This is a genomic window from Streptomyces sp. NPDC096324 (genome assembly GCF_044763015.1).
Taxonomy (GTDB): Bacteria; Actinomycetota; Actinomycetes; order Streptomycetales; family Streptomycetaceae; genus Streptomyces.
Window position 1 is genome coordinate 1 of the sequence record NZ_JBIWFK010000018.1, and the last position, 25,753, is coordinate 25,753.

A 25,753-nucleotide genomic window follows, 5' to 3' on the forward strand; every position below is an offset into this window, starting at 1 on the left:
CCTCTCGGGCTTTCCTCCGGGCGCTTCCCTTCGGTCTTGCGTTTCCGACTCTATCAGACCGTTTCCGTATCCGATTTCCTCGGTGCTTTCCAGGTTCTCGCTTTCGCGTTTCCCTTTCCGGCGACTCCGACTCTATCAGATCCTTTCGGGCCTGACTCCCAGTCAGCGGGTTTCGCCTTCCCGGCCGTTGGGCCGTTCCGACGAGTGAGACATTAGCGGATTCGCGGCTCCCGAGCTAATCGGGGTGGCGCCCTTTCGAACGCGGAATCCTCATTTCGCAAACACGCATGAAAACGTGCCGACGACGAGTCGTCGATCGTTGAATGCTGGTGCGGAATGGCTGTCCGGGGACCGACCGGAGTCGACGCTCACGTCGGACAACTCGGAGAACACTACGGACGGGCCCGAGTCGTGTCAACTGCGGTCCGGACGGGCCGGCCGAGGCGTACGCTGACGTGCATGACTACGCGTACGTGCACCCAGCAGTGGTGGGCCGCCTGACGGCGGCCGTACACACGTATGTACCCAACGGCCGCCGCCTCGGCGGCCGTTTTTGTTGCCCCTCCTGGGGAGCCGGCCGGCGAACGCGGCGGCCTCGACCAGGAGGTTGAGAGATGACGCGGATCTTCAGCGGGGTCAAGCCGACCGGGCATCTGACGCTGGGGAACTATCTGGGCGCCGTACGCCGCTGGGCGGAGGTCGACCAGCACCGGGCCGAGGCCTTGTTCTGCATCGTCGATCTGCACGCGCTGACCGTGGACCACGATCCGGGGCGCGTCCGCAGGCTCAGCAGGCAGGCGGCGACCTTGTTGCTGGCCTCGGGGCTCGATCCCGAGCTGTGCACCGTGTTCGTACAGAGTCACGTGGACGAGCACGCGCGGCTGTCGTATCTGCTGGAGTGCGTCGCGACCGACGGCGAGATGCGACGGATGATCCAGTACAAGGAGAAGGCCGCCCTGGAACGTGAACGCGGTGGGAGTGTGCGGCTGTCCCTGTTGACCTATCCCGTGCTGATGGCGGCCGACATCCTGGCGTACGGGAGTGACGAGGTGCCGGTCGGGGACGACCAGACGCAGCATGTCGAGCTGACCCGGGATCTGGCGGTGCGGTTCAACCAGCGCTACGGGCACACGTTCGTGGTGCCTCGGGCCACCCGGCCGGAGGTCGCGGCGCGCGTCATGAACCTTCAGGAGCCGACGTCGAAGATGGGGAAGAGCGACGACGTCGGACCGGGTGTCGTCTATCTGCTCGACGAACCGGAAGCCGTGCGGAAGAAGATCATGCGTGCGGTGACGGACAGCGGGCAGGACGTCGCGTACGACCCGGAGACGCGGCCCGGGGTCTCGAATCTGCTGGAGATCCTCGCGGCGTGCGAGGGCGGCGACCCCGAAGTCCTGAGCGGCGGATACGCGTCGTACGGGGCTTTGAAGAAGGACACCGCGGACGCCGTGGTCGAGCTCCTCAGGCCCGTACAGGCGAGGCACAAGGAACTGTGCGCGGATCCCGCCCATGTGGAGGGGGTGCTGCGGGAGGGTGCGCGGCGGGCCAGGGAGATGGCCCGGCCGACGGTGGACTCGGCGTACGACGCCATCGGGTTGCTGCCGCCCTCGGCCGGTTGACCGAGGGCCGGTTGGAGCGCGGCCGGCTCAGCTGTTGCCGGAAGCGAGTTCGCGACTGCGGTCGCGGGCCGCTTCCAGTGCCGCGATGAGTGCGGCGCGTACGCCGTGGTTCTCGAGTTCGCGGATGGCGTTGATCGTGGTGCCCGCGGGAGACGTGACGTTCTCGCGGAGCTTCACGGGGTGCTCGCCGCTGTCGCGGAGCATCACGGCGGCGCCGATCGCCGACTGGACGATCAGGTCGTGCGCCTTGTCGCGGGGCAGGCCGAGCAGGATGCCCGCGTCCGTCATGGCCTCGACGAGATAGAAGAAGTACGCCGGTCCCGAACCGGAGAGGGCGGTGCAGGCGTCCTGCTGCGACTCGGGGACGAGAAGCGTCTTCCCCACGGCGCCGAAGACCTCCTCCGCGTACGCCACGTGCTCAGCGGTGGCGTGGCTGCCGGCGGAGATGACGGACATGGCCTCGTCGACGAGAGCGGGGGTGTTCGTCATGACGCGGACGACGGGGGTGCCGGGGGCCAGGCGCTCCTCGAAGAAGGAGGTCGGGATGCCCGCCGCGCCGCTGATGATCAGCCGGTCGGCGGGGATGTGCGGGGCGAGTTCGTCGAGGAGGGCGCCCATGTCCTGCGGCTTGACCGTGAGGATCAGGGTGTCGGCGGTCTTCGCCGCCTCCGCGTTGCTGACCGGGGTGACGCCGTGGCGTTCCCGGAGTTCCCGGGCCCGCTCCGGGCGGCGGGCGGTGACCAGGAGATCGGTGGGGGCCCAGCCGGCTCGGATCATTCCGCTGAGCAGGGCTTCACCGATCTTGCCGGTGCCGAGGACTGCGACTTTCTGAGGCATGGTTGCGGTGCCCTCCGGGGGTTGAGTCGTCCGCGTTCATCCTCCCACCGGGTTCAGGGGGGCGGGTGGGATGTCCGGTGGGCGGACGGCCCTCGGTCCGTCCGCCCGTTCGCTCGTCCCCTCGTCCGCTCGCGCAGTCCTGCACGTCGTACGGCTTCGCGGGGCCCGTACGGCGGCTACGGGTTCTACGGCGTCCTGCGTCGCAGGGTCGCCGCTCCGAGTCCCAGCACCAGCAGCGCGCTCCCGGCGACGATCAGCGCGTCGCGCACGAAGGTCGCGGTCATGTCGGTGTGGTGGAGGACCTCGTTCATGGCGTCGACGGCGTACGACATCGGGAGGACGTCGGAGATGGCCTCCAGGACGGGGTGCATGTTCGAGCGCGGGGTGAACAGGCCGCACAGGAGGAGCTGCGGGAAGACCACCGCCGGCATGAACTGGACGGCCTGGAACTCGGAGGCGGCGAACGCCGAGACGAAGAGGCCGAGGGCCGTTCCGAGGAGGGCGTCGAGGAGGGCGACCAGCAGGAGCAGCCAGGGGGAGCCCGTGACGTCCAGGCCGAGGAGCCAGACCGCGAGTCCGGTGGCCAGGGCGGACTGGACGATGGCGATCGCGCCGAAGGCGAGGGCGTATCCGGCGATCAGGTCGCCCTTGCCCAGGGGCATGGCGAGGAGGCGTTCGAGGGTGCCGGAGGTGCGCTCGCGCAGGGTCGCGATCGAGGTGACCAGGAACATCGTGATCATCGGGAAGATCCCGAGGAGGGACGCGCCGATGGAGTCGAAGGTGTCCGGGCTGCCGTCGAACACGTAGCGGAGCAGGACCAGCATCACGCAGGGGACGAGGATCATCAGCGCGATGGTGCGCGGGTCGTGCCGCAATTGGCGCAGGGCGCGGGCCGCGGTGGCCGTCGTGCGGGAGAGGTTGAGCGCGCTCGGGCGGGACGCCGGTGCGGGTGCCTCCGGGGTGCCGGGGTCCGGGTCCGTGGGCGCGGTGGGCGGGGTGGGGCTCGTGGCCGCGGTGGAACTCATCGGGCGGTCTCCTCGCGGGAGTCGGGGCCGGTGGCCGGGGAGTGCGCGGCCGGGGGCTTCTCGGTCGTGGTCGTCGCGGGTTCGCGCGCGGCGGCGACCGCCTCGTCGACGAGGTGGAGGAACGCGGCTTCGACGGTGTCCGAGCCGGTCCGTTCGCGGAGGGCGTCGGGGGTGTCGTCGGCGAGGAGTCCGCCCTCGCGCATCAGGAGGAGCCGGTGGCAGCGCTCCGCCTCGTCCATGACGTGGGAGGAGATCAGGAGGGTGGTCCCGCGCTGTTCGGCGATGGAGTGGAAGAGGGTCCACAGGTCGCGGCGCAGGACGGGGTCGAGGCCGACGGTCGGTTCGTCGAGGACGAGGAGTTCCGGGGCGCCGAGGAGGGCGACGGCGAGCGAGACGCGGCTGCGCTGGCCGCCCGAGAGATTGCCGGCGAGGGAGTCGGCGTGGGAGGCGAGGTCGACGTCGTCGATGACGCGGGTGACGTCCGCGTGGCGGCGTTCCGCGGCCGCCCGGCCCGGGTCGAGGATCGCGGCGAAGTAGGCGAGGTTCTGTCGGACGCTCAGGTCGTCGTAGACGGAGGGCGCCTGGGTGACGTAGCCGATGCGGGAGCGGAGCGCGGCGTCGCCGGCGGGGCGGCCGAGGACGTCGAGGGTGCCGCCGACCTTGGCCTGGGTGCCGACGGTCGCGCGCATCAGGGTGGATTTGCCGCAGCCGGAGGGGCCGAGGAGGCCGGTGATCTGGCCGCGCGGGACGGTGAAGTCGAGTCCGTGCAGGACGGTGCGGGTGCCGCGGACGACCGTGAGGCCTTCGGCGCGGACTGCGGGCGGGGAAAGGGGCACGGGGGTTCCTGTGGGGTGGGGCGGATGTGGACGCGGACGAAAATCATCGTGTGATGAATATTCCTCTGGTGGGGTGCGCCGGTCAAGGGCCGTGCGGCCCCCGGCCGTACGGCCCCACGCCGTGCGGGAGGAGCGCCGCCGTACGGCCGGGGCGCCGGGCGGCGCGGGCGTGCGTCGGCGCATGTCGGCGTGCGTCGGCGCGGCGGAAGGGGATCGTCCGCGGTGTCGCCGAACCGCGCGCTCCTGCGTTCGCGTGACTGCCGCCCGGAGGGGCTGTGCGATCAACGGGCTTACCTGACAATGGATTTCACTGTGCGAAACGGCTCCGTGCCGGGTCGCCGGGTCCGTCGTGCCCTCCCCCGGCACGGCACCCACGCATCTCCCGCTGTCGACCGGAGGTGCTGTCGTGTTGCGCAAAGCCGATCTGTTCGCGTCCCTCGTCGTCTTTCTGGTGGCGCTGCCCCTGTGTGTCGGGGTCGCCATAGCGTCCGGTGTGCCCGCCGAGCTGGGGCTGGTGACCGGAATCGTCGGTGGGCTGGTCGCCGGGACACTGCCCGGAAGCAGCCTGCAGGTGAGCGGGCCCGCGGCCGGGCTGACCGTGCTGGTGTACGACGCCGTGCAGACGTACGGGGTCCAGGCGCTCGGCGTGCTGGTCCTCGGGGCCGGTCTCGTGCAGCTCGCGCTCGGGGTTCTCCGGCTCGGCCGGTGGTTCCGGGCCGTGTCCGTGGCCGTCGTGCACGGGATGCTCGCCGGGATCGGGCTCGTGCTGATCGCGGGTCAGGTGTACGCCATGGGCGACGCGGCCGCGCCCTCCGGCGGGCTCGGGAAGATCGCCGGGATCGTCTCGCTGGCGGGTGCGGCCGATCCCGTGGCGCTGGCGATCGGCGGCGCCACCGTGGCCGTACTCCTGCTGTGGCCGCGGTGGCGGCGAGGGGCCCGGCTGGTACCGGCGCCGCTGCTGGCGGTGGGGCTCGCCTCGGCCGTGACCGGGGTCTTCGATCTCGCGGTGCGACGGGTCGAGGTCCAGGGGCTGTTCGATGCCGTGCGGACGCCGTCCGTCGCGGATCTGGGCCGGCTCTCGGAAGTCGGCGTGATCGGGACCGTGCTGGCGTTCGCGCTGATCGCTTCGGCGGAGTCCCTGTTCAGCGCGGCGGCGGTGGACCGGCTGCATCGGGGGCCGCGTACCGACTACGACCGCGAGCTCATCGCGCAGGGCGCCGGGAACACCGTGTGCGGGATGCTCGGGGCGCTGCCCATGACCGCCGTGATCGTGCGGAGCGCGGCCAACGTGCACGCGGGGGCGCGGACCAAGGCGTCGCGGGTGCTGCACGGGGTGTGGCTGCTGCTCTTCACGGCCGTCGTGCCCGCGGTGCTCGGGCTGATTCCGGTGGCGGCGCTGGCGGCGCTGCTGGTGCACGCGGGGTGCAAGCTCGTGCCGGTGCGGGAGCTGCGGACGCTGTGGCGCGGGCATCGCGGTGAGGTGGTCGTCCTCGCGGTGACCGCGGTGGCGATCGTGGTCGGGAACCTGTTCGAGGGGGTGCTGGTCGGGCTCGCGCTCGCCGTGGCCAAGACCGCCTGGGACATCAGTCATGTGCATGTGGAGACCGAGGACCGGGGGGCCGCGGGAATGGTCGTACGGGTCATCGGCAACGCCACGTTCCTGCGGCTGCCGAAGCTGCTGGACGCCTTGGAGGCGTTGCCGCACGACCGTGTCGTACGGCTGGAGCTGGGCGGGCTGCGGCACGTGGATCACGCGTGTGCGGCGGCCCTCGACGCGTGGGCCGCCGGGCGGAGTCACGAACGGATCGCCACCAGCAGCTCCACGACGTAGGTCTCCTCCACGGACCCCTCCGGGAAGGCCTGGAGGAGGTGGTTCCGCTCCTCGGCGAAGAACGCGCCGGTGGTCTCCTCGCCGAGGACCAGGAACTGCGAGTGGCTGCCGATGTTGGCGAGCCGGGTGTCGACCGGGACGCGCCGGCTCCAGCGGACCTGGCGGTGGTCGAAGGAGAGGGTGCCACTCGGGTCTGCGGCGAGGGAGCGGGCGGGGCGGCGGGAGCTGGGGCTCTGGGCCTTTTGGTCCTTCTCGTCCGGGCCGAGGAAGCGCTCGGCCCGGCGGGCCGCCGCCTCGATCCACGGGACGTCGAGCGCCTCGGTGTTCCACCACAGGGCCAGCGCGCCGCCGGGCCGCAGCACGCGCACCGCCTCCGGCACCGAGCGGCTCGGCTCGGTCCAGTGCCAGGACTGGGCGTAGGTGAGGAGGTCCAGGGAGGCGGCGGCGAGGGGCAGGGCGTCGCCGCTGCCCCGGACGATCGGGATGCCGGGGTGGACGCGCCGGAACTCCGCGGCCATGCCGGGTCCCGGCTCCACGGCGAGGACGTCAGCGCCGCGGTTGTGCAGGAGCGCGGTCGAGATGCCGGTGCCCGCTCCCACGTCGGCGGCCCGGGCACCGCTCATGGACCGGCCCGCGAGTGTCTCGACGGCGTCGAAGAGGGCGGGCGGGTACGAGGGGCGGTTGGCGGCGTACTGCGCCGCGGCGGCGTTGAAGGAATGGGCTCGCGCGGCGTGCCGGTCGGCTCCGGGCGAAGTGGAGGGGGAGGACGACGAGGAGGGCGTCATGGGGTCATGATCGCGGGTGCGTGCGGGGGCGGGGTAGGGGGTTTCCTGTCGTGCGGGGTCGCTGTCTCGGCGTTCGCGGCTGGGGCGGCCGGGGCGGGGCAGTGCGGGGTCGCTGGGCCGGCCGTCGCGGGTTCCGCGGGGTGAGAGGGCAGGGCGTGCCGTCTCGTTGTGCCGGCCGTCGCGGGTGCGGTCCGGTGGGGGGCGGGGCCGTGCCGGTACATCCGCCCGTCGCCGTTGGGTGAGGTGTGGTCGTCGGTGGCGACGGGCATGTGATGTACCGGCACGGCCCCTTCCGTGCGCTCCCGGGTGCGGGTGTGTCGTGGCCTGGGAGCTGTCAGGCGCGGTGGCGCTTCTTCGCGGGGTTGCCGGCGCGGCGCTTGGTACGGCGGATGTACTGCTCCCTCGCCGTCTCGTACTCCTCGCGGTGGAGCTTCTCGCCGGGGGCCTCGGCGAGGGAGCGGAAGAAGTAGGCGAGGAGGGAGCCGACGAAACCGATGGTGAGGAGGCCGCGCAGGGATGCCTGGCGGTCGGGGTCGGGGCGCTTGGAGAAGGCGCCCGAGGTGTGGCCGAACGCCAGCGCGCTGCACACCGCGAACATCACCACGACCAGCACCGTCACGAGCCTTCCCACGTCCGCGATGGCCAGGCCCTGGTAGGCGAAACGGAGCACGAAGCAGGCGGCGACCGCGGCGGCGAGGGAGCCGACGGCCACGCCGATCCGCCGGCCGGTGTAGCCGCCGTCGTGCTCCACCCAGGTCGTCCCGAAGAAGCGCAGGGGCTCGGGCTGGGGGCCCGCGGGGGTGCCGGTGCCGTTTCGGGTGGCGGGTCCCGTGGTGGTGCCGGTGGCCTTGCCCGTGGTGGTGCTGGTCTCGTCGCTCACCGGACGATTATCGCCCCGGCCCGGCGACGGCGGCCGTCACGGTTCCGGCGGCCGCCGCGGGTGTCCTTCGGCAAGGGGATCGGTCAGGAGCACTTCGGGGCGACGTAGCCGTCGGTGCCCGTCTGTACGTACGCGTCGGACACGAACTGGCCGTTCGAGATGTTGTCCCAGATCGAGCTCGTGCCGTAGGGGCCGCTGACGGACTCCCCGGGGCACTGGCAGTAGATCGGGACGCGCGAACCCGCGGCGAGGGTGCGGACGATGCCGAAGTGGGTCCCGGGGCCGCTGCGGACGTTGACGTTGTGACCCGGTGCGAGCGGGTACGTACGGAGCGCCTGCGCGGTGAGCGGCTCGGCTCCCGCTACGTCCGCCGCATCCGTGACGGCTATGTCTTCCGTGGCCATTTCGATCTCCCCCATTGATTGGTTCGCGCCAAACTCATGACGCGCGCCGAGGCTAGCAAGCCGCCGGGGTTTCGTACGAAGGATCGACTAGGCTCTGCGCGTCGCGCATGCGGTCGAACCCACGGGGGTGAGTGATGCCGCCACAGCGCAGCACTGGTACGGAATCGGAAGCGGAGCAACCGCGTTACGCCGGCCAGTATCTGCTGGAGACCAGACTCGGCTCCGGTGGCATGGGAATCGTGCATCTGGCGCGCTCCGCCTCCGGATTGCGGCTGGCCGTCAAGGTCGTACACGCCGAATTCTCTCAAGTGCCCGAGTTCCGGGGGCGGTTCCGTCAGGAGGTCGCGGCCGCGCGCCGGGTCAGCGGCGCCTTCACCGCACCCGTCGTGGACGCCGACCCCGAGGCCGAACGCCCGTGGATGGCCACCCTGTTCATCCCCGGACCGACGCTCGCCGAGCACGTCAAGCGGAACGGCGCGATGTCCACGGACCGGCTGCGCCATCTGATGGCCGGACTCGCCGAGGCCCTGCGGGACATCCACCGGGCGGGCGTGGTCCACCGTGACCTCAAGCCCAGCAACGTCCTGCTGGCGGAGGACGGGCCGAAGGTCATCGACTTCGGTATCTCACGCCCCTCCGACAGTGAACTCCGCACCGAGACGGGCAAATTGATCGGCACGCCGCCGTTCATGGCGCCGGAGCAGTTCAGCAGGCCGCGGCATGTCGGGCCGGCCGCGGACGTGTTCGCGCTCGGGTCGGTGATCGTGCACGCGGCCACCGGGAGCGGGCCCTTCGATTCGGACAGTCCGTATTTGGTCGCGTATCAAGTCGTGCATGACGAGCCGGACTTGACCGGAGTGCCGGAGGAACTGCTCGATCTGGTCGCGCGCTGTCTCGCCAAGGAGCCCGAGGACCGGCCCACTCCGGACGAGTTGATGGCCGCGCTGCGTTCGGTCTCGGCCTCGTACGAGACACGGACCTTCATTCCCGAGCAGCGCACCAGCGGTGAGGGACCGGTCCCGCCGGAGCGGAAGCCGCGGCCCCGGCCCGAGCGGCCGGAGGGCGCCGAGGACCGTACCCATGTGGCGGCCCGGAAGAGGGGCGGGCGACGCCGACGTCTGCCCGCGCTCGTCGCGGCCGCCGGGCTCGCCGTCGTCGCGGGTGCCGTGGGCGTCTTCGGTCTCCCGGGCGGGGCGCAGAGCCCGGCGGCGGAACACCACACCACTCCACCGTCCGGGAGCGCCTTCCGGCCCTGGAATCTCGACCTGAAGGTCTCCGGCTCCAGATCCGCGGGGCAGCCGCGGTGCGCGTACACGCCGAAGGCACTGCTCTGTGTCCGGCCCGGCGTCCTGGCGGCCGCGGTCGATCCGGACGACGGCAAGGTGCTGTGGTCGCGGAGCGACCCGGGCGACGCGAGCACGTTCAGCACACCGGCTCCGGTCCTCTCCGGGGGACTCCTGCTGGTCGGCAGCGAGAACGGGCTCCGGCTGACCGCGCTGGATCCCGCCACGGGCGCCACGCGCTGGAGCCGCGACGTCTCGCGCTACTCGGGCGGCTTCGTCCCGGTCGCCGGCGTCGTCCTGCTCACCGGCTCCGACTCCCGGGTCACCGCCCTGGACGCCGCCACCGGAAAGGAGAAGTGGCGGCACGCCATCCCGGGGATGACCTTGCCGCAGTTGCGCACGTACGGCGACGGGGTCGCCTATGCCGTGGCGGCGCCCGCCGTGACGGAGACGCGGGTGGCCGCGGTGGACCCGCGGACCGGTGCCGTGAAGTGGCAGCGCCGCGTCGAGGGGAGGCTGGACCTGGTGGCCGCCCGCGACGGGAGCGCGTGGTTCACCACGGTCACGGTCGACCTGTACGCCGACGCCGTCCTGCGCTACGACGTGGCGACCCGCACGCTCCACCGCACCGCGCTGCGCATCCCGCAGGCACAGGCGCAGACGGTGCTCCGGGGTGACACGGCCTATCTGCTGGGGAGTGAGGGTTCGCTGGTCGCCGTGGACACCCGTACCTCGAAGCAGCTCTGGCGGGTGGAGACGTCCGTAACCAAGGCGTCGGCGCCGGTCGTGTCCGGCCACCGTCTCTACCTCAGCGCGGTGGACGGGCGGCTCATCGCGGTCGACACGGACAAGGGTGTCCTGCTCGGACAGACGAAGGCCCGCCTGGGCGACCGGCGCGGCTCACTCGTCGGCGCGCTCCCGGCCCCGCTCCCCGCCGGCGGCAGGATCTTCGCCACCTCACCCGGCGGCACCCTCTTCGCCGTCGACGGGCGGGATCCCTCGGACTGGTGAGACGGGAAGGGGCCGCCCCGGCAGGGACGGCCCCTTCCCACAGCTCGACCGGCCCGGGGCCGGGCGGGCTAGCCCAGCTTCGAGACGTCGCGCACCGCGCCCTTGTCCGCGCTCGTCGCCATCGCGGCGTAGGCGCGCAGGGCGGCGGTCACCTTGCGCTCGCGGTCGGCGGGGGCGTAGACGCCGTTCAGGGCCTCGCGGCGCGTGGCCAACTCCTCGTCGGACACGAGCAGTTCGACCGAGCGGTTCGGGATGTCGATGCGGATGCGGTCGCCGTCGCGGACGAGGGCGATGGTGCCGCCGGACGCGGCCTCCGGGGACGCGTGGCCGATCGACAGGCCCGAAGTCCCGCCGGAGAAGCGGCCGTCGGTGATCAGGGCGCAGGTCTTGCCGAGGCCACGGCCCTTGAGGAACGAGGTCGGGTAGAGCATCTCCTGCATACCGGGGCCGCCCTTGGGACCCTCGTAGCGGATGACCACGACGTCGCCGTGCGTGATCTGCTTCTTGAGGATCTTGTCGACGGCTTCGTCCTGGGATTCGCAGACGACCGCCGGGCCCTCGAAGGTCCAGATGGACTCGTCGACGCCGGCCGTCTTCACGACGCAGCCGTCGACGGCGAGGTTGCCCTTGAGGACGGCGAGGCCGCCGTCCTTGGAGTAGGCGTGCTCGGCGGAGCGGATGCAGCCGCCCTCGGCGTCCTTGTCGAGCGCCTCCCAGCGCTCGGACTGGGAGAACGCCTCGGAGGAGCGGACGCCACCCGGGGCCGCGAACCACAGCTCGACCGCCTCGGGGGACGGGGATCCGGCGCGCACGTCCCAGGTCTTCAGCCAGTCGGAGAGGGACGGGCTGTGGACCGAGTGGACGTCCTCGTTCAGGAGGCCCGCGCGGTGCAGTTCGCCGAGGAGGGCGGGGATGCCGCCGGCGCGGTGCACGTCCTCCATGTAGTACGTGCGGTCCTTGGCGACGTTCGGGGCGACCTTGGCGAGGCACGGCACCCGGCGCGAGACCTCGTTGATCTCGTCCAGACCGAAGGGGACGCCCGCCTCCTGGGCGGCGGCCAGCAGGTGCAGGATCGTGTTGGTGGAGCCGCCCATGGCGATGTCGAGGGCCATGGCGTTCTCGAAGGCCGCGTGGGTGGCGATGTTGCGCGGCAGGACCGACTCGTCGTCCTGGTCGTAGTAGCGCCGCGTGATGTCGACGACCGTGCGGGCCGCGTCCTCGTACAGGCCCTTGCGGGCGGTGTGGGTGGCGAGGACCGAGCCGTTGCCGGGCAGGCTCAGGCCGATGGCCTCGGTCAGGCAGTTCATGGAGTTGGCGGTGAACATGCCGGAACAGGAGCCGCAGGTCGGACAGGCGTTCTCCTCGATGCGGAGGATGTCCTCGTCCGAGATCTTGTCGTTCACGGCGTCGGAGATCGCGTCGACCAGGTCGAGGGTGCGGACCGTGCCGTCGACCAGGGTCGCGCGGCCGGACTCCATCGGGCCGCCGGAGACGAAGACCGTCGGGATGTTCAGGCGCAGGGCGGCCATGAGCATGCCGGGCGTGATCTTGTCGCAGTTCGAGATGCAGATCAGGGCGTCGGCGCAGTGCGCTTCGACCATGTACTCGACCGAGTCGGCGATCAGGTCGCGGGAGGGCAGGGAGTACAGCATGCCGCCGTGGCCCATCGCGATGCCGTCGTCGACCGCGATCGTGTTGAACTCGCGGGCGATGCCGCCGGCGGCCGTGATGGCCTCGCTGACGATCCGGCCGACGGGCTGGAGGTGGGTGTGGCCCGGCACGAACTCCGTGAAGGAGTTGGCGACCGCGATGATCGGCTTCCGTCCGATGTCCGCACCCGGTACACCGGAGGCCCGCATAAGGGCGCGTGCGCCCGCCATGTTGCGGCCGTGGGTGACTGTGCGGGACCTCAGCTCGGGCATCGTCGCTCGCTCCTTCGGAGAGTTAAGACTGAGTCGAGCGTACGCCGGTGCTCCAGGATCCGGACAGGGCGTCCGCATCCCGGGACACACGTCTCGCCCAGCGGCTGTCCCGGCGGGGCGTCCGCGCAGGTCGGCGGCGTCCGCCGGGGTGAGGTCGCCGCGACGGACGCCTCACTCGCTCATGGGTTCGTCAGGTGTCCCTGCACCACGGGCGCCACTCTGTCCACGATGCGCTCCAGGTCCGCCGAGGCCAGCGGCTCGACCTTGATGACGTAGCGCAGCATCGCGACCCCGACGAGCTGGGCCGCCGCGAGCTCCGCGCGCAGCTCCGCGTCCGGGACGTCGAGCCCGGCCGCGACGCGGCGCAGGAGCTGGGCGGCGACGAGACGGCGGAAGACGGCGGCCGCGGCGTCGTTGTTCACCGCCGAGCGGACGATCGCGAGCAGCGGGGTACGGCTGGTGGGGTTCTCCCAGATGCCGAGGACGAAGCGGGTGAGGCGTTCGCCGACGCCGTCGAGGGGGCCGTCGACGATCTTCTCGGGTGCGTCGAACGCGGGGGCGACGGCGACTTCGACGGCCGCCTCGAAGACCTGATCCTTGGTGCCGAAGTAGTGGTGCACGAGGGCCGGGTCCACGCCGGCGGACTTGGCGATGCCGCGGATCGACGTCTTCTCGTAGCCGCGCTCGGAGAACTCCTCGCGGGCCGCCTCCAGGATGCGGTCACGGGTGGCGGGGCCGGCCTCGGTCTGGGTACGGGTGGGGCGTCCCCGGCCGCGGCGGGGGGCGGTGTCCGTCATCCGCGGGGCACCTTCACGGCCGAGGCGAGGTGGAGGCGGGTGAAGGCGAGGGCCTCGGCGAGGTCGGCCTCGCGCTCCGCGCTGGACATCGCCCGGCGGGTGTTGACCTCGATGACGACATGGCCGTCGAAGCCGGTGAGCGCGAGGTGGTCCAGGAGTTCCGCGCAGGGCTGGGTGCCGCGGCCGGGGACCAGGTGCTCGTCCTTGCTCGATCCGTTGCCGTCGGCGAGGTGGACGTGGCCGAGGCGGTCGCCCATGCGGTCGATCATCTGGAGGGCGTCGGTGCGGGCGGTCGCGGTGTGGCTGAGGTCGATCGTGAAGTGGCGGTAGTCGTCCTTCGTCACGTCCCAGTCGGGGGCGTACGCGAGCATCTCGCGGTCGCGGTAGCGCCACGGGTACATGTTCTCGACGGCGAATCGCACGTCCGTCTCGTCGGCCATGCGCCAGATGCCGGTGACGAAGTCACGGGAGTACTGGCGCTGCCAGCGGAACGGGGGGTGGACCACGACGGTGCTCGCGCCGAGCTTCTCGGCGGCGGCCTTCGCGCGCTGGAGCTTGGTCCACGGGTCGGTGGACCAGACACGCTGGGTGATCAGCAGGCAGGGGGCGTGGACGGCGAGGATCGGCATCCGGTGGTAGTCGCTGAGGCGGCGCAGCGCGTCGATGTCCTGGCTGACGGGGTCGGTCCACACCATGACCTCGACGCCGTCGTATCCGAGGCGTGCGGCGATCTCGAAGGCCGTCGCGGTCGACTCCGGGTACACCGAGGCCGTGGACAGCGCGACCTTCGCATCCGGGATCCGCACGACTGGTTCTGCCACGAGGGACAGCGTACGGGGTGCCTCCGGCGGTTGGGCGGGGGTGGCGGGCGGGGCCGAGGGGCTCCTGATCGGCCCCGGTGGGGGTTTCCCGGGCCTGCCGCGCGGGGGTATACGAGCCGTGTACGGGCCCGCCGGCCTGGGACGCTCCGGCCTCCGGCCGGGGGTGGGGTTCGGCTGCCGGCGAGTGGGGGCCGGGGGGTGGGGCGGGGGCCCGCTTGTGATCGATGCCACGGCCCTGCCGGGCGTTCCGGAGGGCGCCTTGTCGCCGTTGGGGCTTGTGTTGGTGGGCGGGATTCCCTTGCCGGAGGCTGGGCGCGCCGTTCCCCGCGCCCCTTCCTGGGGGCTGCCCGGCGGGTCGGCGCCTTGTTGCCGTTGGGGCTTGTGTTGGTGGGCGGGATTCCCTTGCCGGAGGCTGGGCGCGCCGTTCCCCGCGCCCCTTCCTGGAGGCTGCCCTCGGGGCGCTCCTCTGGGCCCGGCGGGTCGGCGCCCCGTCGCCGCGGGGGGGCCAGGAGCATCGGCGGGTTTCCCTTGCAGGGGGCTGAGCGCGCCGTTCCCCGCGCCCCCTTCGGGGCGCCTGACCGGCGCGGCCCCGTGCCGCCCCTCTCTACTCCGACGCCATCTGGTCCAGGCGGCGCAGGATGACGCCCTCTCTCAGGGCCCAGGGGCAGATTTCCAGGGTTTCCACGCCGAAGAGGTCCATGGCGGCCTCGGCGACCAGCGCGCCGGCGAGGAGCTGGCCGGAGCGACCCGGGGAGACGCCCGGCAGCTCGGCGCGTTCGTCGGCCGTCATGGACGCGAGGCGGGGGACCCAGTCCTCCAGCGAGCGGCGCTTGAGTTCGCGCTGGACGTACAGGCCGTCGGTGGAGCGGGCGGCGCCGGCGATCCGGGCGAGCTGCTTGAAGGTCTTGGAGGTGGCGACCACGTGGTCCGGGGCGCCGAAGCGGCTGAACTCCCCGACCGTCCGCGCGATCTGGGCCCGCACATGGCGGCGCAGCGCCCGCACGTCCGCCGGGTCCGCCGGGTCGGTGGGCAGCCAGCCCGCGGTGAGCCGGCCGGCACCGAGCGGCAGCGACGCCGCCGCGTCCGGCTCCTCGTCCATGCCGTACGCGATCTCCAGGGAGCCGCCGCCGATGTCGAGGACGAGCAGCTTGCCCGCTGACCAGCCGAACCAGCGGCGGGCCGCCAGGAAGGTGAGCCGTGCCTCCTCGGCGCCGGTGAGGACCTGGAGGTCGACGTCGGTCTCGGCCTTCACCCGGGCCAGAACCTCGTCGGCGTTGCCGGCCTCGCGCACGGCGGACGTGGCGAACGGGAGCAGGGCCTCGACACCCTTGTCCTCGGCGGCCTCCAGGGCGTCCTGGACGGTCTCGATCAGCTTGTCGACGCCATCGGGGTCGATCGCGCCGTTCTCGTCGAGCAGTTGGGCGAGCCGCAGATCGGCCTTGTGCGAATGCGCGGGCAGCGGTCGGGCGCCGGGGTGGGCGTCCACCACCAGCAGATGCACCGTGTTCGAACCCACGTCGAGGACACCGAGTCTCATGTACGGAACGCTACTGCCAGCACCGCCGTTCACGTGGGGCGGGGCGAAAGCCCACGTCGAACGGTGACCTGTGGGCAAACCACGGGGGCGTCCCCGGAGCGGTCCGAAGCGACTTACCCTGGACGCGTGCCAAAGACGAAAAAGGCGAAGTCCGACAAATCGGCCGCGAGCTCCGTGCAGGCGAAGGCCGCCAAGTCCCGGAAGCCCGAGAAGAAGAGCGACGAGAAGGGGCTCGACTTCGCTCGCGCGTGGGTGGAGTTCCCCGATCCCGCCGATGACGAGCAGGTCTTCCGGTGCGATCTGACCTGGCTGACCTCCCGGTGGAACTGCATCTTCGGGAGCGGCTGCCAGGGCATCCAGGCCGGCCGAGCCGACGACGGCTGCTGCACGCTGGGCGCGCACTTCTCCGACGAGGACGACGAGAAGCGGGTGGCCGAGCACGTGGCCCGGCTCACCCCGGAGATCTGGCAGCACCACGACGTGGGCACGGAGACGGGCTGGGTGTCCAAGGACGAGGACGGCGACCGCCAGACCCGCCCGTACGAGGGCTCCTGCATCTTCCAGAACCGTCCCGGTTTCGCCGGTGGCGCGGGCTGTTCGCTGCACATCCTGGCCGTCAAGGAGGGCCGCGAGCCGCTGGAGACCAAGCCGGACGTGTGCTGGCAGCTCCCGGTCCGGCGCACGTACGAGTGGATCGACCGGCCCGACGACACCCGGGTGCTCCAGGTCTCCATCGGCGAGTACGACCGCCGTGGCTGGGGACCCGGCGGCCACGACCTGCACTGGTGGTGCACGTCGGCGACCTCGGCACACGGCGCCGGCGACCCGGTGTACGTCTCGTACCGTCCGGAGCTGATCGAGCTGATGGGCGAGGCGGGCTACGGCCGCCTGGCCCAGCTCTGCGAGGAGCGGCTGGCGTCACAGCTCCCGCTGCTGGCCCCGCACCCCGCGGACCCGGTGGACTGAGCGACCCGCGGACGCGGGCGGCGGGTCCGGGCGCTACGGAGCGCCCGTTCCCGGGTCTCCGCCCTCGCCCGGCGGCGCCGAAGAGGTTCCCGGGTCCGGGGAGGACGTGTCGGTGGCGCTGTCCGTCGGCGTCGGGTCGCTCTGTGTCGGGGACGGGTCCTGGCTGGGGGTGGCGGCCGGTGTCGAGCCCGGCCCCGAGGGGGTCGGGGTGCTCGCCGCGGGGTCCGGCTTCCCGCCGGGACGGGACGCGCCCGCCTTGCCGTACCCGGTGATCGTGACCACCGCGCCCGCAGGGGCGATCGCCACCCGCGCGGTCCAGTGGCCCGTCGGCTCGCGCAGGTGGTCGACGTACACCTTGACCGTCAGCGACTCGCCCGGATCGAGGGTCCCCGAGGACTGGCTGAGGTAGAGCCAGGCCGCGCCGGTGCGCGCGGACCAGCGGACCGGGGAGCTGCCGGACGCGGTCAGCTTGACCAGGGTCGTGTCGCCGCTGGTCGCGGCCACCACCGCCAGATGTCCCGGGGTCGCCCCACGGGCGCTGACGACCTCGACGGACACGTCCGAGGACCCGCCGCCCGCGGCGGAGCGGGCGCCGGGTCCAGCGCTGGCGTTTCCGGCGTTCTCGTAGCCGCCGGCCTGTCCGCCGTCCAGGCCCTCGGAGTCCTGGGCCTCGCTCGTGCTGGCCGGGCGGCCGTCCACGCCCTCGCCGGTCAGGGGCGCCCCGCGGTAGGCGGCCCAGAGGGCGAGAACGGGTGCGGCGACCACGGTGGCGACGATCGTCGTCGTGACGGCCCGCGCTCGCAGGCGGTCCCTCCGGGCGGCGTGGTCCTTGGGATCCATCGGAAAGCCGCGCCGGTCGAAGCGCGGGGCGCTGCTCCGCGCGCGGGGGGCGTGCGCCATCGCGGTGCACAGGGCCGCCTGCGGGGCCTGGAGCACGGGAAGCGCCGCGGGCGTGACGCTGGTGCCGGGCCAGGCGCCGGGGACCGCGCGTTCGGCGGTGCGGCGGCAGCGCGGGCAGTCGTCGACGTGCCGGACCAGCTCGCCGCGCAGGGTGGTGCTCAGCACGAGCCGGCTGTCGCCGGTGAGCCGGGCGACGCTGGGGCAGGCGCCGGTCTCCACGACGGCGAGGGCCGCCCGGGTGCGTTCGACCTCGCAGGCGGCGGAGGCGAGCAGTTCACGCGCCACGGCGAGGTCGATGCCGAGGACGGCGGCGACCTCGTGGGCGGCGAGCTGGTGGCGCACCGCGAGTTCGAGTGCCTCGCGCTGCTCCGGGGTGGTCCCGGCGGCCTCCGGCCAGGCAAGCAGGGAGAGTTCGCGACGGCGGTGGTCCTGGACCTCCTCGGGCACGGGAGCGGTGCTCAGCACCTCGGCCGCGCGCCGGTCGGCGGCGGCCTTGCGCGCCGCGTCCGCAGCGGCCCCTTCACGGGCTCCGCCCGCGGTTCCCGGTGGGGAGCTCTTCCGGGGCGTGTGCCGCACGGAGGCGTGCGCCGCCTGGCGCTTGCGCCGGGCTTCCGTGAGCTTGCGCAGACACGACCAGCGGGCGAGCGCGTAGAGCCAGGCCCTGCGGTCGCCGGCGGCCTCGGGGCCGCGCGGGCCACGCCGCTCGGCGAGCGCGAGGGCGTCCCCCAGGGCGGCGGTGGCCGCGTCGTGGTCGCACAGCACGGACAGGCAGTAGGTGAACAGGCCGTCCAGATAGGGCTCGTACCGCGCGGGGGGACGCGGGACCAGGGTGCGGGGGGTCGCGCCACGGGGCGCGGCCGTCCGCTTGCGCGCGGCTCCGTGCGCCCGGTGTGCGCCGGTGGTGTGCGTGGAGGTCTCCGGACTGCTGCTCATCACCCGTGCGACCGTAGGTGCCCGGGGCCAGGCCCTTCCTCCCCCTTGAGCACATTTAATCCGTACGGGTGAAACGATCCCTCATAAGGGGACAGGAACCCTCGACCCCTGGCCTGGGCCGTCACCGGGGGCGATGGCAGTCCATGGCAGATGGGACGGCAGCGGGCCCGCGCGAGGACCGGTCGCGCGGGGGTGGGAACGGGGCACGGGGGCTCGCGGCACGGTTCCGCGGGGGCGGCGACGGGGACAGGGGCGAGGGCAGGGGGCAGGGGGCAGGGGGCAGGGGGCAGGGGGCAGGGACAGGGGGCAGGGACAGGGCAAGCGGCGGGGCCGAACCGGGGCCGGGGCCTGGCCCTGAGCGGGGAGCGGGTGGGTCCGTACCGTCGCGTGCCGGGTTGTCAGTGGCTCCGGCTACGGTTCGGTCATGGCTGCCCGTACGAAATCCGCGAAGGACCGGCCGTCCTACCGCTGCACCGAGTGCGGCTGGCAGACGGCCAAATGGCTCGGCCGCTGCGCCGAATGCCAGGCATGGGGGACGGTCGAGGAGTACGGCGCGCCCGCCGTCCGTACGACGGCACCGGGCCGGGTCACCACGTCAGCGGTACCCATCGGGCAGGTCGACGGCCGTCAGGCCACCGCCCGCAGCACCGGCGTGCCCGAGCTGGACCGTGTCCTCGGCGGCGGTCTCGTGCCCGGAGCCGTCGTCCTCGTCGCGGGCGAGCCCGGTGTCGGCAAGTCCACGCTGCTGCTGGACGTGGCGGCCAAGTCGGCGAGTGACGAACACCGCACCCTGTACGTGACGGGCGAGGAGTCGGCGAGCCAGGTGCGGCTGCGCGCGGACCGCATCAAGGCGATCGACGACCACCTCTATCTCGCCGCGGAGACCGACCTGTCGGCCGTCCTCGGTCATCTGGACGCGGTGAAGCCGTCGCTGCTCATCCTGGACTCCGTGCAGACCATCGCCTCCCCGGAGATCGACGGCGCCCCCGGCGGCATGGCCCAGGTCCGGGAGGTCGCCGGCGCGCTCATCCGCGCCTCCAAGGAGCGCGGCATGTCCACCCTGCTCGTGGGCCATGTCACCAAGGACGGCGCGATCGCCGGACCCCGGCTGCTCGAACACCTCGTGGACGTCGTCCTGTCCTTCGAGGGCGACCGGCACGCGCGCCTGAGGCTCGTCCGAGGGGTCAAGAACCGCTACGGCACGACGGACGAGGTCGGCTGCTTCGAGCTGCACGACGAGGGCATCACGGGGCTCACCGACCCGTCGGGGCTCTTCCTGACGCGCCGAGCCGAGCCCGTCCCGGGCACCTGCCTGACCGTCACCCTCGAAGGCCGCCGTCCGCTGGTCGCCGAGGTCCAGGCGCTCACGGTGGACTCCCAGATCCCCTCCCCGCGCCGTACGACCTCCGGTCTGGAGACCTCCCGCGTCTCGATGATGCTCGCCGTCCTGGAGCAGCGCGGCCGAATCAGCGCTCTGGGCAAGCGGGACATCTACTCGGCGACCGTCGGCGGTGTGAAGCTCACCGAGCCCGCCGCGGACCTCGCCGTCGCGCTCGCCCTGGCGTCCGCCGCCAGTGACGTCCCGCTGCCGAAGAACCTCGTCGCGATCGGCGAGGTGGGGCTCGCGGGCGAGGTCAGACGGGTCACGGGCGTCCAGCGCCGGCTGGCCGAGGCCCATCGTCTGGGCTTCACCCACGCCCTCGTACCGACCGATCCGGGCAAGGTCCCCGCCGGTATGAAGGTCCTGGAAGTGGCCGACATCGGCGCGGCTCTGAGTGTCCTTCCGCGCTCGCGTCGCAGAGAGGCCCCACGGGACGAGGAGCAGCGCCGGTAGACTTTGCCCTGGTCTCGCCCGTCCGTACGAAACGAGGGCGACCGAAAACCTGCGACCGGAGGAGTGCAGTGGCAGCCAACGACCGGGCGGCAGCTCCCGGAAAGTCCGGCGGGAGCTCCGGTGCCGATGGCCTGATGCGCGCCTCACTGAGCGCCGTGGCACCCGGCACGGCACTGCGCGACGGGCTGGAGCGGATCCTCCGGGGCAACACGGGCGGACTCATCGTGCTCGGCTCCGACAAGACCGTCGAAGCGATGTGCACGGGTGGATTCGTCCTGGATGTCGAGTTCACCGCGACCCGGCTGCGCGAGCTGTGCAAGCTCGACGGCGGCATCGTGCTCGACAAGGACATCACCAAAATCCTCCGGGCCGGCGTGCAGCTCGTGCCCGACCCGACGATCCCGACGGAGGAGACGGGCACCCGGCACCGCACCGCGGACCGGGTGAGCAAGCAGGTCGGCTTCCCCGTCGTCTCGGTCTCCCAGTCGATGCGGCTGATCGCCCTGTACGTGGACGGTCACCGCCGTGTGCTGGAGGACTCCGCCGCGATCCTCTCCCGCGCCAACCAGGCCCTGGCCACCCTGGAGCGGTACAAGCTCCGTCTCGACGAGGTCGCGGGGACGCTGTCGGCGCTGGAGATCGAGGACCTCGTCACGGTCCGGGACGTCTCCGCGGTCGCGCAGCGGCTGGAGATGGTGCGCCGTATCGCCACCGAGATCGCCGAGTACGTCGTGGAACTGGGCACGGACGGACGGCTGCTGACCCTCCAGCTCGACGAGCTGATCGCCGGCGTCGAGCCCGACCGCGAGCTGGTCGTCCGGGACTACGTGCCCGAGCCGACCGCCAAGCGTTCGCGCACGGTCGACGAGGCGCTGTTCGAGCTGGACGCGCTCGCCCACGGCGAGCTGCTCGAACTCTCCACGGTGGCCAAGGCGTTGGGGTACACCGGCTCTCCCGAGGCACTCGACTCCGCGGTCTCCCCGCGCGGCTTCCGGCTTCTCGCCAAGGTGCCCCGGCTGCCCGGCGCGATCATCGACCGGCTCGTGGAGCACTTCGGCGGGCTCCAGAAGCTGCTCGCGGCGAGCGTGGACGATCTCCAGACGGTGGACGGCGTGGGCGAGGCGCGGGCCCGCAGCGTGCGCGAGGGCCTGTCCCGTCTCGCGGAGTCCTCGATCCTGGAGCGGTACGTCTAGAGCCTGGAGCGACACGTCCAGGGCTTGCAGCGACACGTCCAGGGCTTGGAGCGACGTCCAGGATCTGGAGCGACGTCCAGGATCTGGAGCGGCACTTCCAGATCCTGGAGCGCCGTGTCCGGGAGTTCTTCGGGGGGCCTCGTCGCGGACCGGTACGGCGTTCGCCGTCATCCGGCCGCGGGCGGTCGGTCCGGGCCCCGGGTTCACCGGGGCCCGCTCCTGTCGGGGGAGGGTGCCGCTCAGTCCTTGGACAGGACGAACGACGCCTGCGCCTTCGCCAGCCCGGGGGCCTTCGCCTCGACCAGGTAGGTACCCGCGGGGGCCGACCCCGAAGGGGGCGTGGCGCACGCGGGGGCGCCGGGCTTGCGGTCCCACTTCACCGTGTGGACGGCCTGGCCGCCGGCCGGTACCCGCAGGAAGTAGCCCGCGGCGTCCTTCGGGCAGTCGTCCGAGGCCCAGATGTCCTCGTCGGCGCCCGCCTGAGTGATCGTCAGAATCGCGTTCTTCGGGCCGACATCGACCTTGCAGTCGCTGCCCGAGCTGTTCCTGGCGACGATCTCGATCTCGGGCTGCTCGCCGGGCGCGTAGGTGTTGCGCACGCTCTTGAGCGTCAACTTGACGTTCGCCGGGGTGCAGTTGGGGACGGTGGAACCGGCCGGGAGCCGGTCGGCCGCCTCGCCGCCGTTCTTGGACCCGTCGTCGGAACCGCCGCCGGTGCTGTCGCCGGATCCCGTGGAGCCGTCGCCCGAACCGTCGCCCGAGCCGTCACCGGAACCGCCGCCCGACGCCCCGCCGCTGTCGCTTCCGCTCCCGCCGCCGTCACCGCCGCCGCTCGACTCGTCGCGGCCGCCCGGGTGTTGGCTGATCGCGGGGCCCGAACCGGAGGGGCCCGGCGTGATCGAGGGAGCGGGGTTCTTGCCGTTCGAACCGCCGGCGCCGTTGTGGCCGCCGCCTCCGGTGCCGACCACCCAGACGGTGAGGATCGCCAACAGCCCTAGTACGGACAGCAGAACGGCCCTCCGACGCCAGTAGATGGTGGAGGGTAGCGGCCCGACCGGATTGCGCAGAGATCCCACGGCGCAAACTGTACGAGAGATCGGCGGCGCCGCAGGCCCTACCCGCCGCCCCCGCACCAACTTTTCCGGATCATCATCCCGGCGGACATCCGTTCCGGCGCCGCGGCGGTCACCCGGTGCGGTCTTTCACCACCGCCCGCCCCCGGCGTCGTCCCCGCATCGCCACCGCCGCATGGCAGGATCGACCTTGCCATGACTGCACCCACCAAGCCCACCGGGCCCACCCGGAACGCCCCCGGCGAGGACCTCCACACCCCCGTCATCGCCTGGTTCGACGAGCACGCCCGCGATCTGCCCTGGCGGCATACCGATGCCGGCCCCTGGGCGGTGATGGTCAGCGAGTTCATGCTCCAGCAGACCCCGGTCAACCGCGTCCTGCCCGTGTACGAGCAGTGGCTGGCGCGCTGGCCGCGCCCCGCCGATCTGGCGAAGGACGCGCCCGGGGAGGCGGTCCGGGCCTGGGGCCGGCTCGGCTACCCGCGCCGCGCCCTGCGGCTGCACGGCGCCGCGGTGGCCATAACGGAGCGGCACGGCGGCGACGTACCGACGGATCACGCGCAGTTGCTGGCGCTGCCCGGCATCGGGGAGTACACGGCGGCGGCGGTCGCGTCGTTCGCGTACGGCCAGCGCCATCCCGTCCTGGACACGAACGTCCGCAGGGTCTTCGCCCGGGCCGTCACCGGCGTGCAGTACCCGCCGAACGCCACCACCGCCGCCGAGCGCAGGCTCGCCCGCACCCTGCTGCCCGAGAGCGAGAGCACGGCGGCGCGCTGGGCCGCCGCCTCGATGGAGCTCGGCGCGCTGGTCTGCACGGCGAGGAACGAGTCGTGCCACCGCTGCCCGATCGCCGCGCGGTGCGCCTGGCGGCTGGCCGGCAAGCCCGAGCACGAGGGACCGCCGCGCAAGGGGCAGACGTACGCGGGCACGGACCGTCAGGTGCGCGGCAAGTTGCTGGCCGTCCTGCGGGAGGCGCACGCCCCGGTGCCGCAGAGCGCGCTGGACCGGGTGTGGGACGAGCCGGTGCAGCGGGGCCGCGCCCTCGACGGGCTCGTCGCCGACGGACTGGTCGAACCGCTCCCCGGCGCTCTGTATCGGTTGCCCCTCACCTGAGAAAGACACCATAGGCGGATCAACCGGGGCATAGAGCCTCGTTCCTTTACCCCGTACCTACAGCCGTTACACAACCGACGGACAGCCGAGTGCTGGCCGCAGGCTGTCTCGGACAACCCCGTGACAACGCCTCCGTAGCTTCAGTGCCGTACCGCGGAAGCGCCGCCCCACCAGAGGCGGCGGCGGTGCGCAGGCAACGGAGAACCGGCAGCGGGCAGGTCGGAAACGGGGACGGAGGCGGTTGATCATGGCGCAGGGCGAGGTGCTCGAATTCGAGGAGTACGTCCGAACCCGGCAGGACGCGCTGCTGCGCAGCGCCCGCCGCCTGGTCCCCGATCCCGTCGACGCCCAGGACCTGCTCCAGACGGCGCTCGTGCGGACGTACGGCCGCTGGGAGGGCATCGCGGACAAGCGTCTGGCCGACGCCTATCTGCGCCGCGTGATGATCAATACGCGGACCGAGTGGTGGCGGGCCCGCAAGCTCGAAGAGGTGCCCACGGAGCAACTGCCGGACGCGTCCGTGGAGGACGCCACCGAGCAGCACGCGGACCGTGCGCTGCTGATGGACATCATGAAGGTGCTGGCACCCAAGCAGCGCAGTGTCGTGGTGCTGCGACACTGGGAGCAGATGTCCACGGAGGAGACGGCCGCCGCGCTCGGCATGTCGGCCGGAACGGTCAAGAGCACGCTGCACCGGGCGTTGGCCCGGCTCCGCGAGGAGCTGGAGAGCCGCGACCTGGACGCACGCGCGCTCGAACGTGAGGAGCGGGAGCGTTGCGCGGCGTAGGAGCCCGGGCCAGAACGGCCCTGAAGGCGGGGAGTTCGGCGGCGGCCGGGCTCGCCGCCCTCGGCCTTTTCGTGACCGCGTGCGCCACCGGCGGCACCGGTGCCCGCGACGAGGGGCCGGCGGGCAGCGACGGGGTGGCCAAGGGCAGCATCAAGCCCGTCGTCTCCGGCACTCCGTCCAAGGCCCCGAAGCGCGTGGACGCGGTCAAGCTCGTCAAGGCCGATCCGGAGGTCAGCGCGGCGGTCAAACGCGACCTGAAGCCGTGTGTCGCCGACGAGTACCCGGTCGACGTGTCGTACGGCGACCTGACCGGCGGGGCCTCGAACGACATCGTGATCAACGTGATGACCTGTGCCGACGCCGTGGGTGTCGGCAGTTACGTCTATCGCGAGCAGAACGGCCGGTACGAGAACGTCTTCAAGACCGAGGAGCCTCCGGTCTACGCCGAGATCGACCGGGGCGATCTCGTGGTCACCCAGCAGCTCTACGAGAAGGGCGACCCGGTGTCGTACCCGTCGAGCGAAGAAGTGATCACCTACCGCTGGACCTCGGCGCGCTTCGTCGAGCAGTCCAGGATCCACAACGACTACAGCAACGCGGTGGGCGGCTCCGGTTCGCCCGCCCCGGACGCGAACTGAGAACGCGGAGCAGCCGGATGGCAGAGCAGACCCACGTCCTGTTCGTCGAGGACGACGACGTCATCCGCGAGGCCACACAACTCGCCCTGGAGCGCGACGGCTTCGCGGTCACGGCCATGCCCGACGGGCTCTCGGGCCTGGAGGCGTTCCGCGCCGACCGTCCCGACATCGCCCTGCTGGACGTGATGGTCCCCGGGCTCGACGGGGTGTCGCTGTGCCGCCGTATCCGCGACGAGTCGACCGTGCCGGTCATCATGCTGTCCGCGCGCGCCGACTCGATCGACGTCGTGCTCGGTCTGGAGGCCGGCGCCGACGACTATGTGACCAAGCCCTTCGACGGCGCCGTGCTGGTCGCCCGGATCCGCGCGGTGCTGCGCCGGTTCGGGCACGCGAGCGGCGGCGCGGGCGCGGCGGCCGACACCGGCGCGCCGGTGGAGGGCGGGGTGCTCGTCTTCGGTGAGCTGGAGGTCGACACCGAGGGCATGGAGGTGACCCGGGGCGGTACGCCGGTGGCGCTGACGCCCACCGAGATGCGGCTGCTCCTGGAGTTCTCGTCCGCGCCGGGGACGGTGCTGAGCCGCGACAAGCTGCTGGAGCGGGTGTGGGACTACGGCTGGGGCGGGGACACCCGGGTGGTCGACGTCCATGTGCAGCGGCTGCGTACGAAGATCGGCCAGGACCGTATCGAGACGGTCCGCGGCTTCGGCTACAAGTTGAAGGCCTGAGCA

General features: G+C 72.3%; 22 protein-coding genes. 10 read left to right on the top strand and 12 right to left on the bottom strand.

Annotated features, from left to right (window positions below; genetic code table 11):
- The first annotated feature begins 614 nt into the window (after positions 1-614).
- On the top strand, positions 615-1,619 hold the full coding sequence (trpS, locus tag ACIQ7M_RS35280) for a tryptophan--tRNA ligase (RefSeq protein WP_403651847.1): 1,005 nt from the start codon (positions 615-617) through the stop codon (positions 1,617-1,619).
- A 27-nt stretch (positions 1,620-1,646) separates the two neighbouring features.
- On the opposite strand, the gene proC is transcribed toward trpS, so the two are convergent.
- The 3 genes from proC to ACIQ7M_RS35295 all read right to left on the bottom strand — a co-directional run bounded on the left by proC (position 1,647) and on the right by ACIQ7M_RS35295 (position 4,317).
- Entirely contained in the window at positions 1,647-2,456 is an 810-nt protein-coding gene (proC, locus tag ACIQ7M_RS35285; protein WP_355766105.1) for a pyrroline-5-carboxylate reductase, read from the bottom strand.
- Between the two features lie 185 nt (positions 2,457-2,641).
- Entirely contained in the window at positions 2,642-3,481 is an 840-nt protein-coding gene (locus ACIQ7M_RS35290; protein WP_355766103.1) for an ABC transporter permease, read from the bottom strand.
- Positions 3,478-4,317, bottom strand: coding sequence for an ABC transporter ATP-binding protein (locus ACIQ7M_RS35295; protein ID WP_403651851.1), 840 nt, complete (start codon positions 4,315-4,317; stop codon positions 3,478-3,480). The genes ACIQ7M_RS35290 and ACIQ7M_RS35295 overlap by 4 nt, the downstream gene beginning before the upstream one ends.
- Before the next feature lie 409 nt (positions 4,318-4,726).
- On the opposite strand from ACIQ7M_RS35295, the gene ACIQ7M_RS35300 reads away from it, so the two are divergent.
- Complete coding sequence (locus tag ACIQ7M_RS35300; RefSeq protein WP_403652047.1) at positions 4,727-6,148, top strand: SulP family inorganic anion transporter; 1,422 nt, start codon at positions 4,727-4,729, stop codon at positions 6,146-6,148.
- On the opposite strand, the gene ACIQ7M_RS35305 is transcribed toward ACIQ7M_RS35300, so the two are convergent.
- The 3 genes from ACIQ7M_RS35305 to ACIQ7M_RS35315 form a co-directional block, all read right to left on the bottom strand.
- Positions 6,112-6,933 (bottom strand): class I SAM-dependent methyltransferase, encoded by an 822-nt coding sequence (locus ACIQ7M_RS35305; RefSeq protein WP_403651854.1) that lies wholly within the window; start codon positions 6,931-6,933, stop codon positions 6,112-6,114. The genes ACIQ7M_RS35300 and ACIQ7M_RS35305 overlap by 37 nt on opposite strands.
- A gap of 334 nt (positions 6,934-7,267) precedes the next feature.
- Positions 7,268-7,708 carry an EamA/RhaT family transporter gene (locus ACIQ7M_RS35310; protein ID WP_403652050.1) on the bottom strand — a complete coding sequence of 147 codons (441 nt, stop codon included), beginning with the start codon at positions 7,706-7,708 and terminating at the stop codon, positions 7,268-7,270.
- Between the two features lie 188 nt (positions 7,709-7,896).
- Entirely contained in the window at positions 7,897-8,217 is a 321-nt protein-coding gene (locus tag ACIQ7M_RS35315) for a peptidase (RefSeq protein ID WP_386985356.1), read from the bottom strand.
- Positions 8,218-8,351: 134 nt separating this feature from the next.
- On the opposite strand from ACIQ7M_RS35315, the gene ACIQ7M_RS35320 reads away from it, so the two are divergent.
- Positions 8,352-10,511, top strand: coding sequence for a PQQ-binding-like beta-propeller repeat protein (locus tag ACIQ7M_RS35320; RefSeq protein ID WP_403651857.1), 2,160 nt, complete (start codon positions 8,352-8,354; stop codon positions 10,509-10,511).
- A 68-nt stretch (positions 10,512-10,579) separates the two neighbouring features.
- Here ACIQ7M_RS35320 and ilvD read toward each other — a convergent pair whose 3' ends face one another.
- From ilvD to ACIQ7M_RS35340, 4 genes are all read right to left on the bottom strand, one after another.
- Positions 10,580-12,433, bottom strand: a complete 1,854-nt coding sequence (ilvD, locus tag ACIQ7M_RS35325; protein ID WP_403651860.1) for a dihydroxy-acid dehydratase — start codon at positions 12,431-12,433, stop codon at positions 10,580-10,582.
- A gap of 179 nt (positions 12,434-12,612) precedes the next feature.
- Complete coding sequence (locus tag ACIQ7M_RS35330) at positions 12,613-13,230, bottom strand: TetR family transcriptional regulator (RefSeq protein ID WP_386985361.1); 618 nt, start codon at positions 13,228-13,230, stop codon at positions 12,613-12,615.
- Positions 13,227-14,051, bottom strand: coding sequence for a sugar phosphate isomerase/epimerase (locus ACIQ7M_RS35335; protein ID WP_355766083.1), 825 nt, complete (start codon positions 14,049-14,051; stop codon positions 13,227-13,229). Before ACIQ7M_RS35335 ends, ACIQ7M_RS35330 begins: the two co-directional genes overlap by 4 nt.
- Positions 14,052-14,655: 604 nt before the next feature.
- Positions 14,656-15,588 (bottom strand): Ppx/GppA family phosphatase, encoded by a 933-nt coding sequence (locus ACIQ7M_RS35340; protein WP_403651864.1) that lies wholly within the window; start codon positions 15,586-15,588, stop codon positions 14,656-14,658.
- Positions 15,589-15,714: 126 nt separating this feature from the next.
- Between ACIQ7M_RS35340 and ACIQ7M_RS35345 the strand changes: the two genes are divergently transcribed.
- Positions 15,715-16,554 (top strand): hypothetical protein, encoded by an 840-nt coding sequence (locus ACIQ7M_RS35345; protein ID WP_355766077.1) that lies wholly within the window; start codon positions 15,715-15,717, stop codon positions 16,552-16,554.
- A gap of 33 nt (positions 16,555-16,587) precedes the next feature.
- Here ACIQ7M_RS35345 and ACIQ7M_RS35350 read toward each other — a convergent pair whose 3' ends face one another.
- Positions 16,588-18,387: a hypothetical protein gene (locus ACIQ7M_RS35350; protein WP_403651868.1), complete on the bottom strand. Its 1,800-nt coding sequence runs from the start codon at positions 18,385-18,387 to the stop codon at positions 16,588-16,590.
- A gap of 424 nt (positions 18,388-18,811) precedes the next feature.
- Between ACIQ7M_RS35350 and radA the strand changes: the two genes are divergently transcribed.
- Together radA and disA are read left to right on the top strand one after the other, a co-directional pair.
- Positions 18,812-20,221 carry a DNA repair protein RadA gene (gene radA, locus ACIQ7M_RS35355; RefSeq protein ID WP_351866145.1) on the top strand — a complete coding sequence of 470 codons (1,410 nt, stop codon included), beginning with the start codon at positions 18,812-18,814 and terminating at the stop codon, positions 20,219-20,221.
- Between the two features lie 68 nt (positions 20,222-20,289).
- Positions 20,290-21,414: a DNA integrity scanning diadenylate cyclase DisA gene (gene disA / locus ACIQ7M_RS35360; protein WP_355766069.1), complete on the top strand. Its 1,125-nt coding sequence runs from the start codon at positions 20,290-20,292 to the stop codon at positions 21,412-21,414.
- Between the two features lie 239 nt (positions 21,415-21,653).
- Here disA and ACIQ7M_RS35365 read toward each other — a convergent pair whose 3' ends face one another.
- Positions 21,654-22,490 (bottom strand): hypothetical protein, encoded by an 837-nt coding sequence (locus tag ACIQ7M_RS35365; RefSeq protein ID WP_355766066.1) that lies wholly within the window; start codon positions 22,488-22,490, stop codon positions 21,654-21,656.
- A gap of 192 nt (positions 22,491-22,682) precedes the next feature.
- Here ACIQ7M_RS35365 and ACIQ7M_RS35370 point away from each other — a divergent pair, with 192 nt between their 5' ends.
- The 4 genes from ACIQ7M_RS35370 to cseB all read left to right on the top strand — a co-directional run bounded on the left by ACIQ7M_RS35370 (position 22,683) and on the right by cseB (position 25,750).
- Positions 22,683-23,600: an A/G-specific adenine glycosylase gene (locus ACIQ7M_RS35370; RefSeq protein ID WP_403651873.1), complete on the top strand. Its 918-nt coding sequence runs from the start codon at positions 22,683-22,685 to the stop codon at positions 23,598-23,600.
- Positions 23,601-23,847: 247 nt separating this feature from the next.
- Positions 23,848-24,387, top strand: coding sequence for a SigE family RNA polymerase sigma factor (locus ACIQ7M_RS35375; RefSeq protein WP_355766061.1), 540 nt, complete (start codon positions 23,848-23,850; stop codon positions 24,385-24,387).
- On the top strand, positions 24,375-25,025 hold the full coding sequence (locus tag ACIQ7M_RS35380) for a hypothetical protein (RefSeq protein ID WP_355766058.1): 651 nt from the start codon (positions 24,375-24,377) through the stop codon (positions 25,023-25,025). Before ACIQ7M_RS35375 ends, ACIQ7M_RS35380 begins: the two co-directional genes overlap by 13 nt.
- Before the next feature lie 17 nt (positions 25,026-25,042).
- Positions 25,043-25,750, top strand: a complete 708-nt coding sequence (gene cseB / locus ACIQ7M_RS35385; protein WP_386985372.1) for a two-component system response regulator CseB — start codon at positions 25,043-25,045, stop codon at positions 25,748-25,750.
- The last annotated feature ends 3 nt before the right edge of the window (positions 25,751-25,753 follow it).

Bases quoted from the DNA above. Each gene is read 5' to 3' on its own strand.
- trpS (WP_403651847.1), top strand. From the start codon at position 615: ATGACGCGGATCTTCAGCGGGGTCAAGCCGACCGGGCATCTGACGCTG.
- proC (WP_355766105.1), bottom strand. From the start codon at position 2,456: ATGCCTCAGAAAGTCGCAGTCCTCGGCACCGGCAAGATCGGTGAAGCC.
- ACIQ7M_RS35290 (WP_355766103.1), bottom strand. From the start codon at position 3,481: ATGAGTTCCACCGCGGCCACGAGCCCCACCCCGCCCACCGCGCCCACG.
- ACIQ7M_RS35305 (WP_403651854.1), bottom strand. From the start codon at position 6,933: ATGACGCCCTCCTCGTCGTCCTCCCCCTCCACTTCGCCCGGAGCCGAC.
- ACIQ7M_RS35315 (WP_386985356.1), bottom strand. From the start codon at position 8,217: ATGGCCACGGAAGACATAGCCGTCACGGATGCGGCGGACGTAGCGGGA.
- ACIQ7M_RS35320 (WP_403651857.1), top strand. From the start codon at position 8,352: ATGCCGCCACAGCGCAGCACTGGTACGGAATCGGAAGCGGAGCAACCG.
- ilvD (WP_403651860.1), bottom strand. From the start codon at position 12,433: ATGCCCGAGCTGAGGTCCCGCACAGTCACCCACGGCCGCAACATGGCG.
- ACIQ7M_RS35330 (WP_386985361.1), bottom strand. From the start codon at position 13,230: ATGACGGACACCGCCCCCCGCCGCGGCCGGGGACGCCCCACCCGTACC.
- ACIQ7M_RS35340 (WP_403651864.1), bottom strand. From the start codon at position 15,588: ATGAGACTCGGTGTCCTCGACGTGGGTTCGAACACGGTGCATCTGCTG.
- ACIQ7M_RS35350 (WP_403651868.1), bottom strand. From the start codon at position 18,387: ATGAGCAGCAGTCCGGAGACCTCCACGCACACCACCGGCGCACACCGG.
- radA (WP_351866145.1), top strand. From the start codon at position 18,812: ATGGCTGCCCGTACGAAATCCGCGAAGGACCGGCCGTCCTACCGCTGC.
- ACIQ7M_RS35370 (WP_403651873.1), top strand. From the start codon at position 22,683: ATGACTGCACCCACCAAGCCCACCGGGCCCACCCGGAACGCCCCCGGC.
- ACIQ7M_RS35375 (WP_355766061.1), top strand. From the start codon at position 23,848: ATGGCGCAGGGCGAGGTGCTCGAATTCGAGGAGTACGTCCGAACCCGG.
- cseB (WP_386985372.1), top strand. From the start codon at position 25,043: ATGGCAGAGCAGACCCACGTCCTGTTCGTCGAGGACGACGACGTCATC.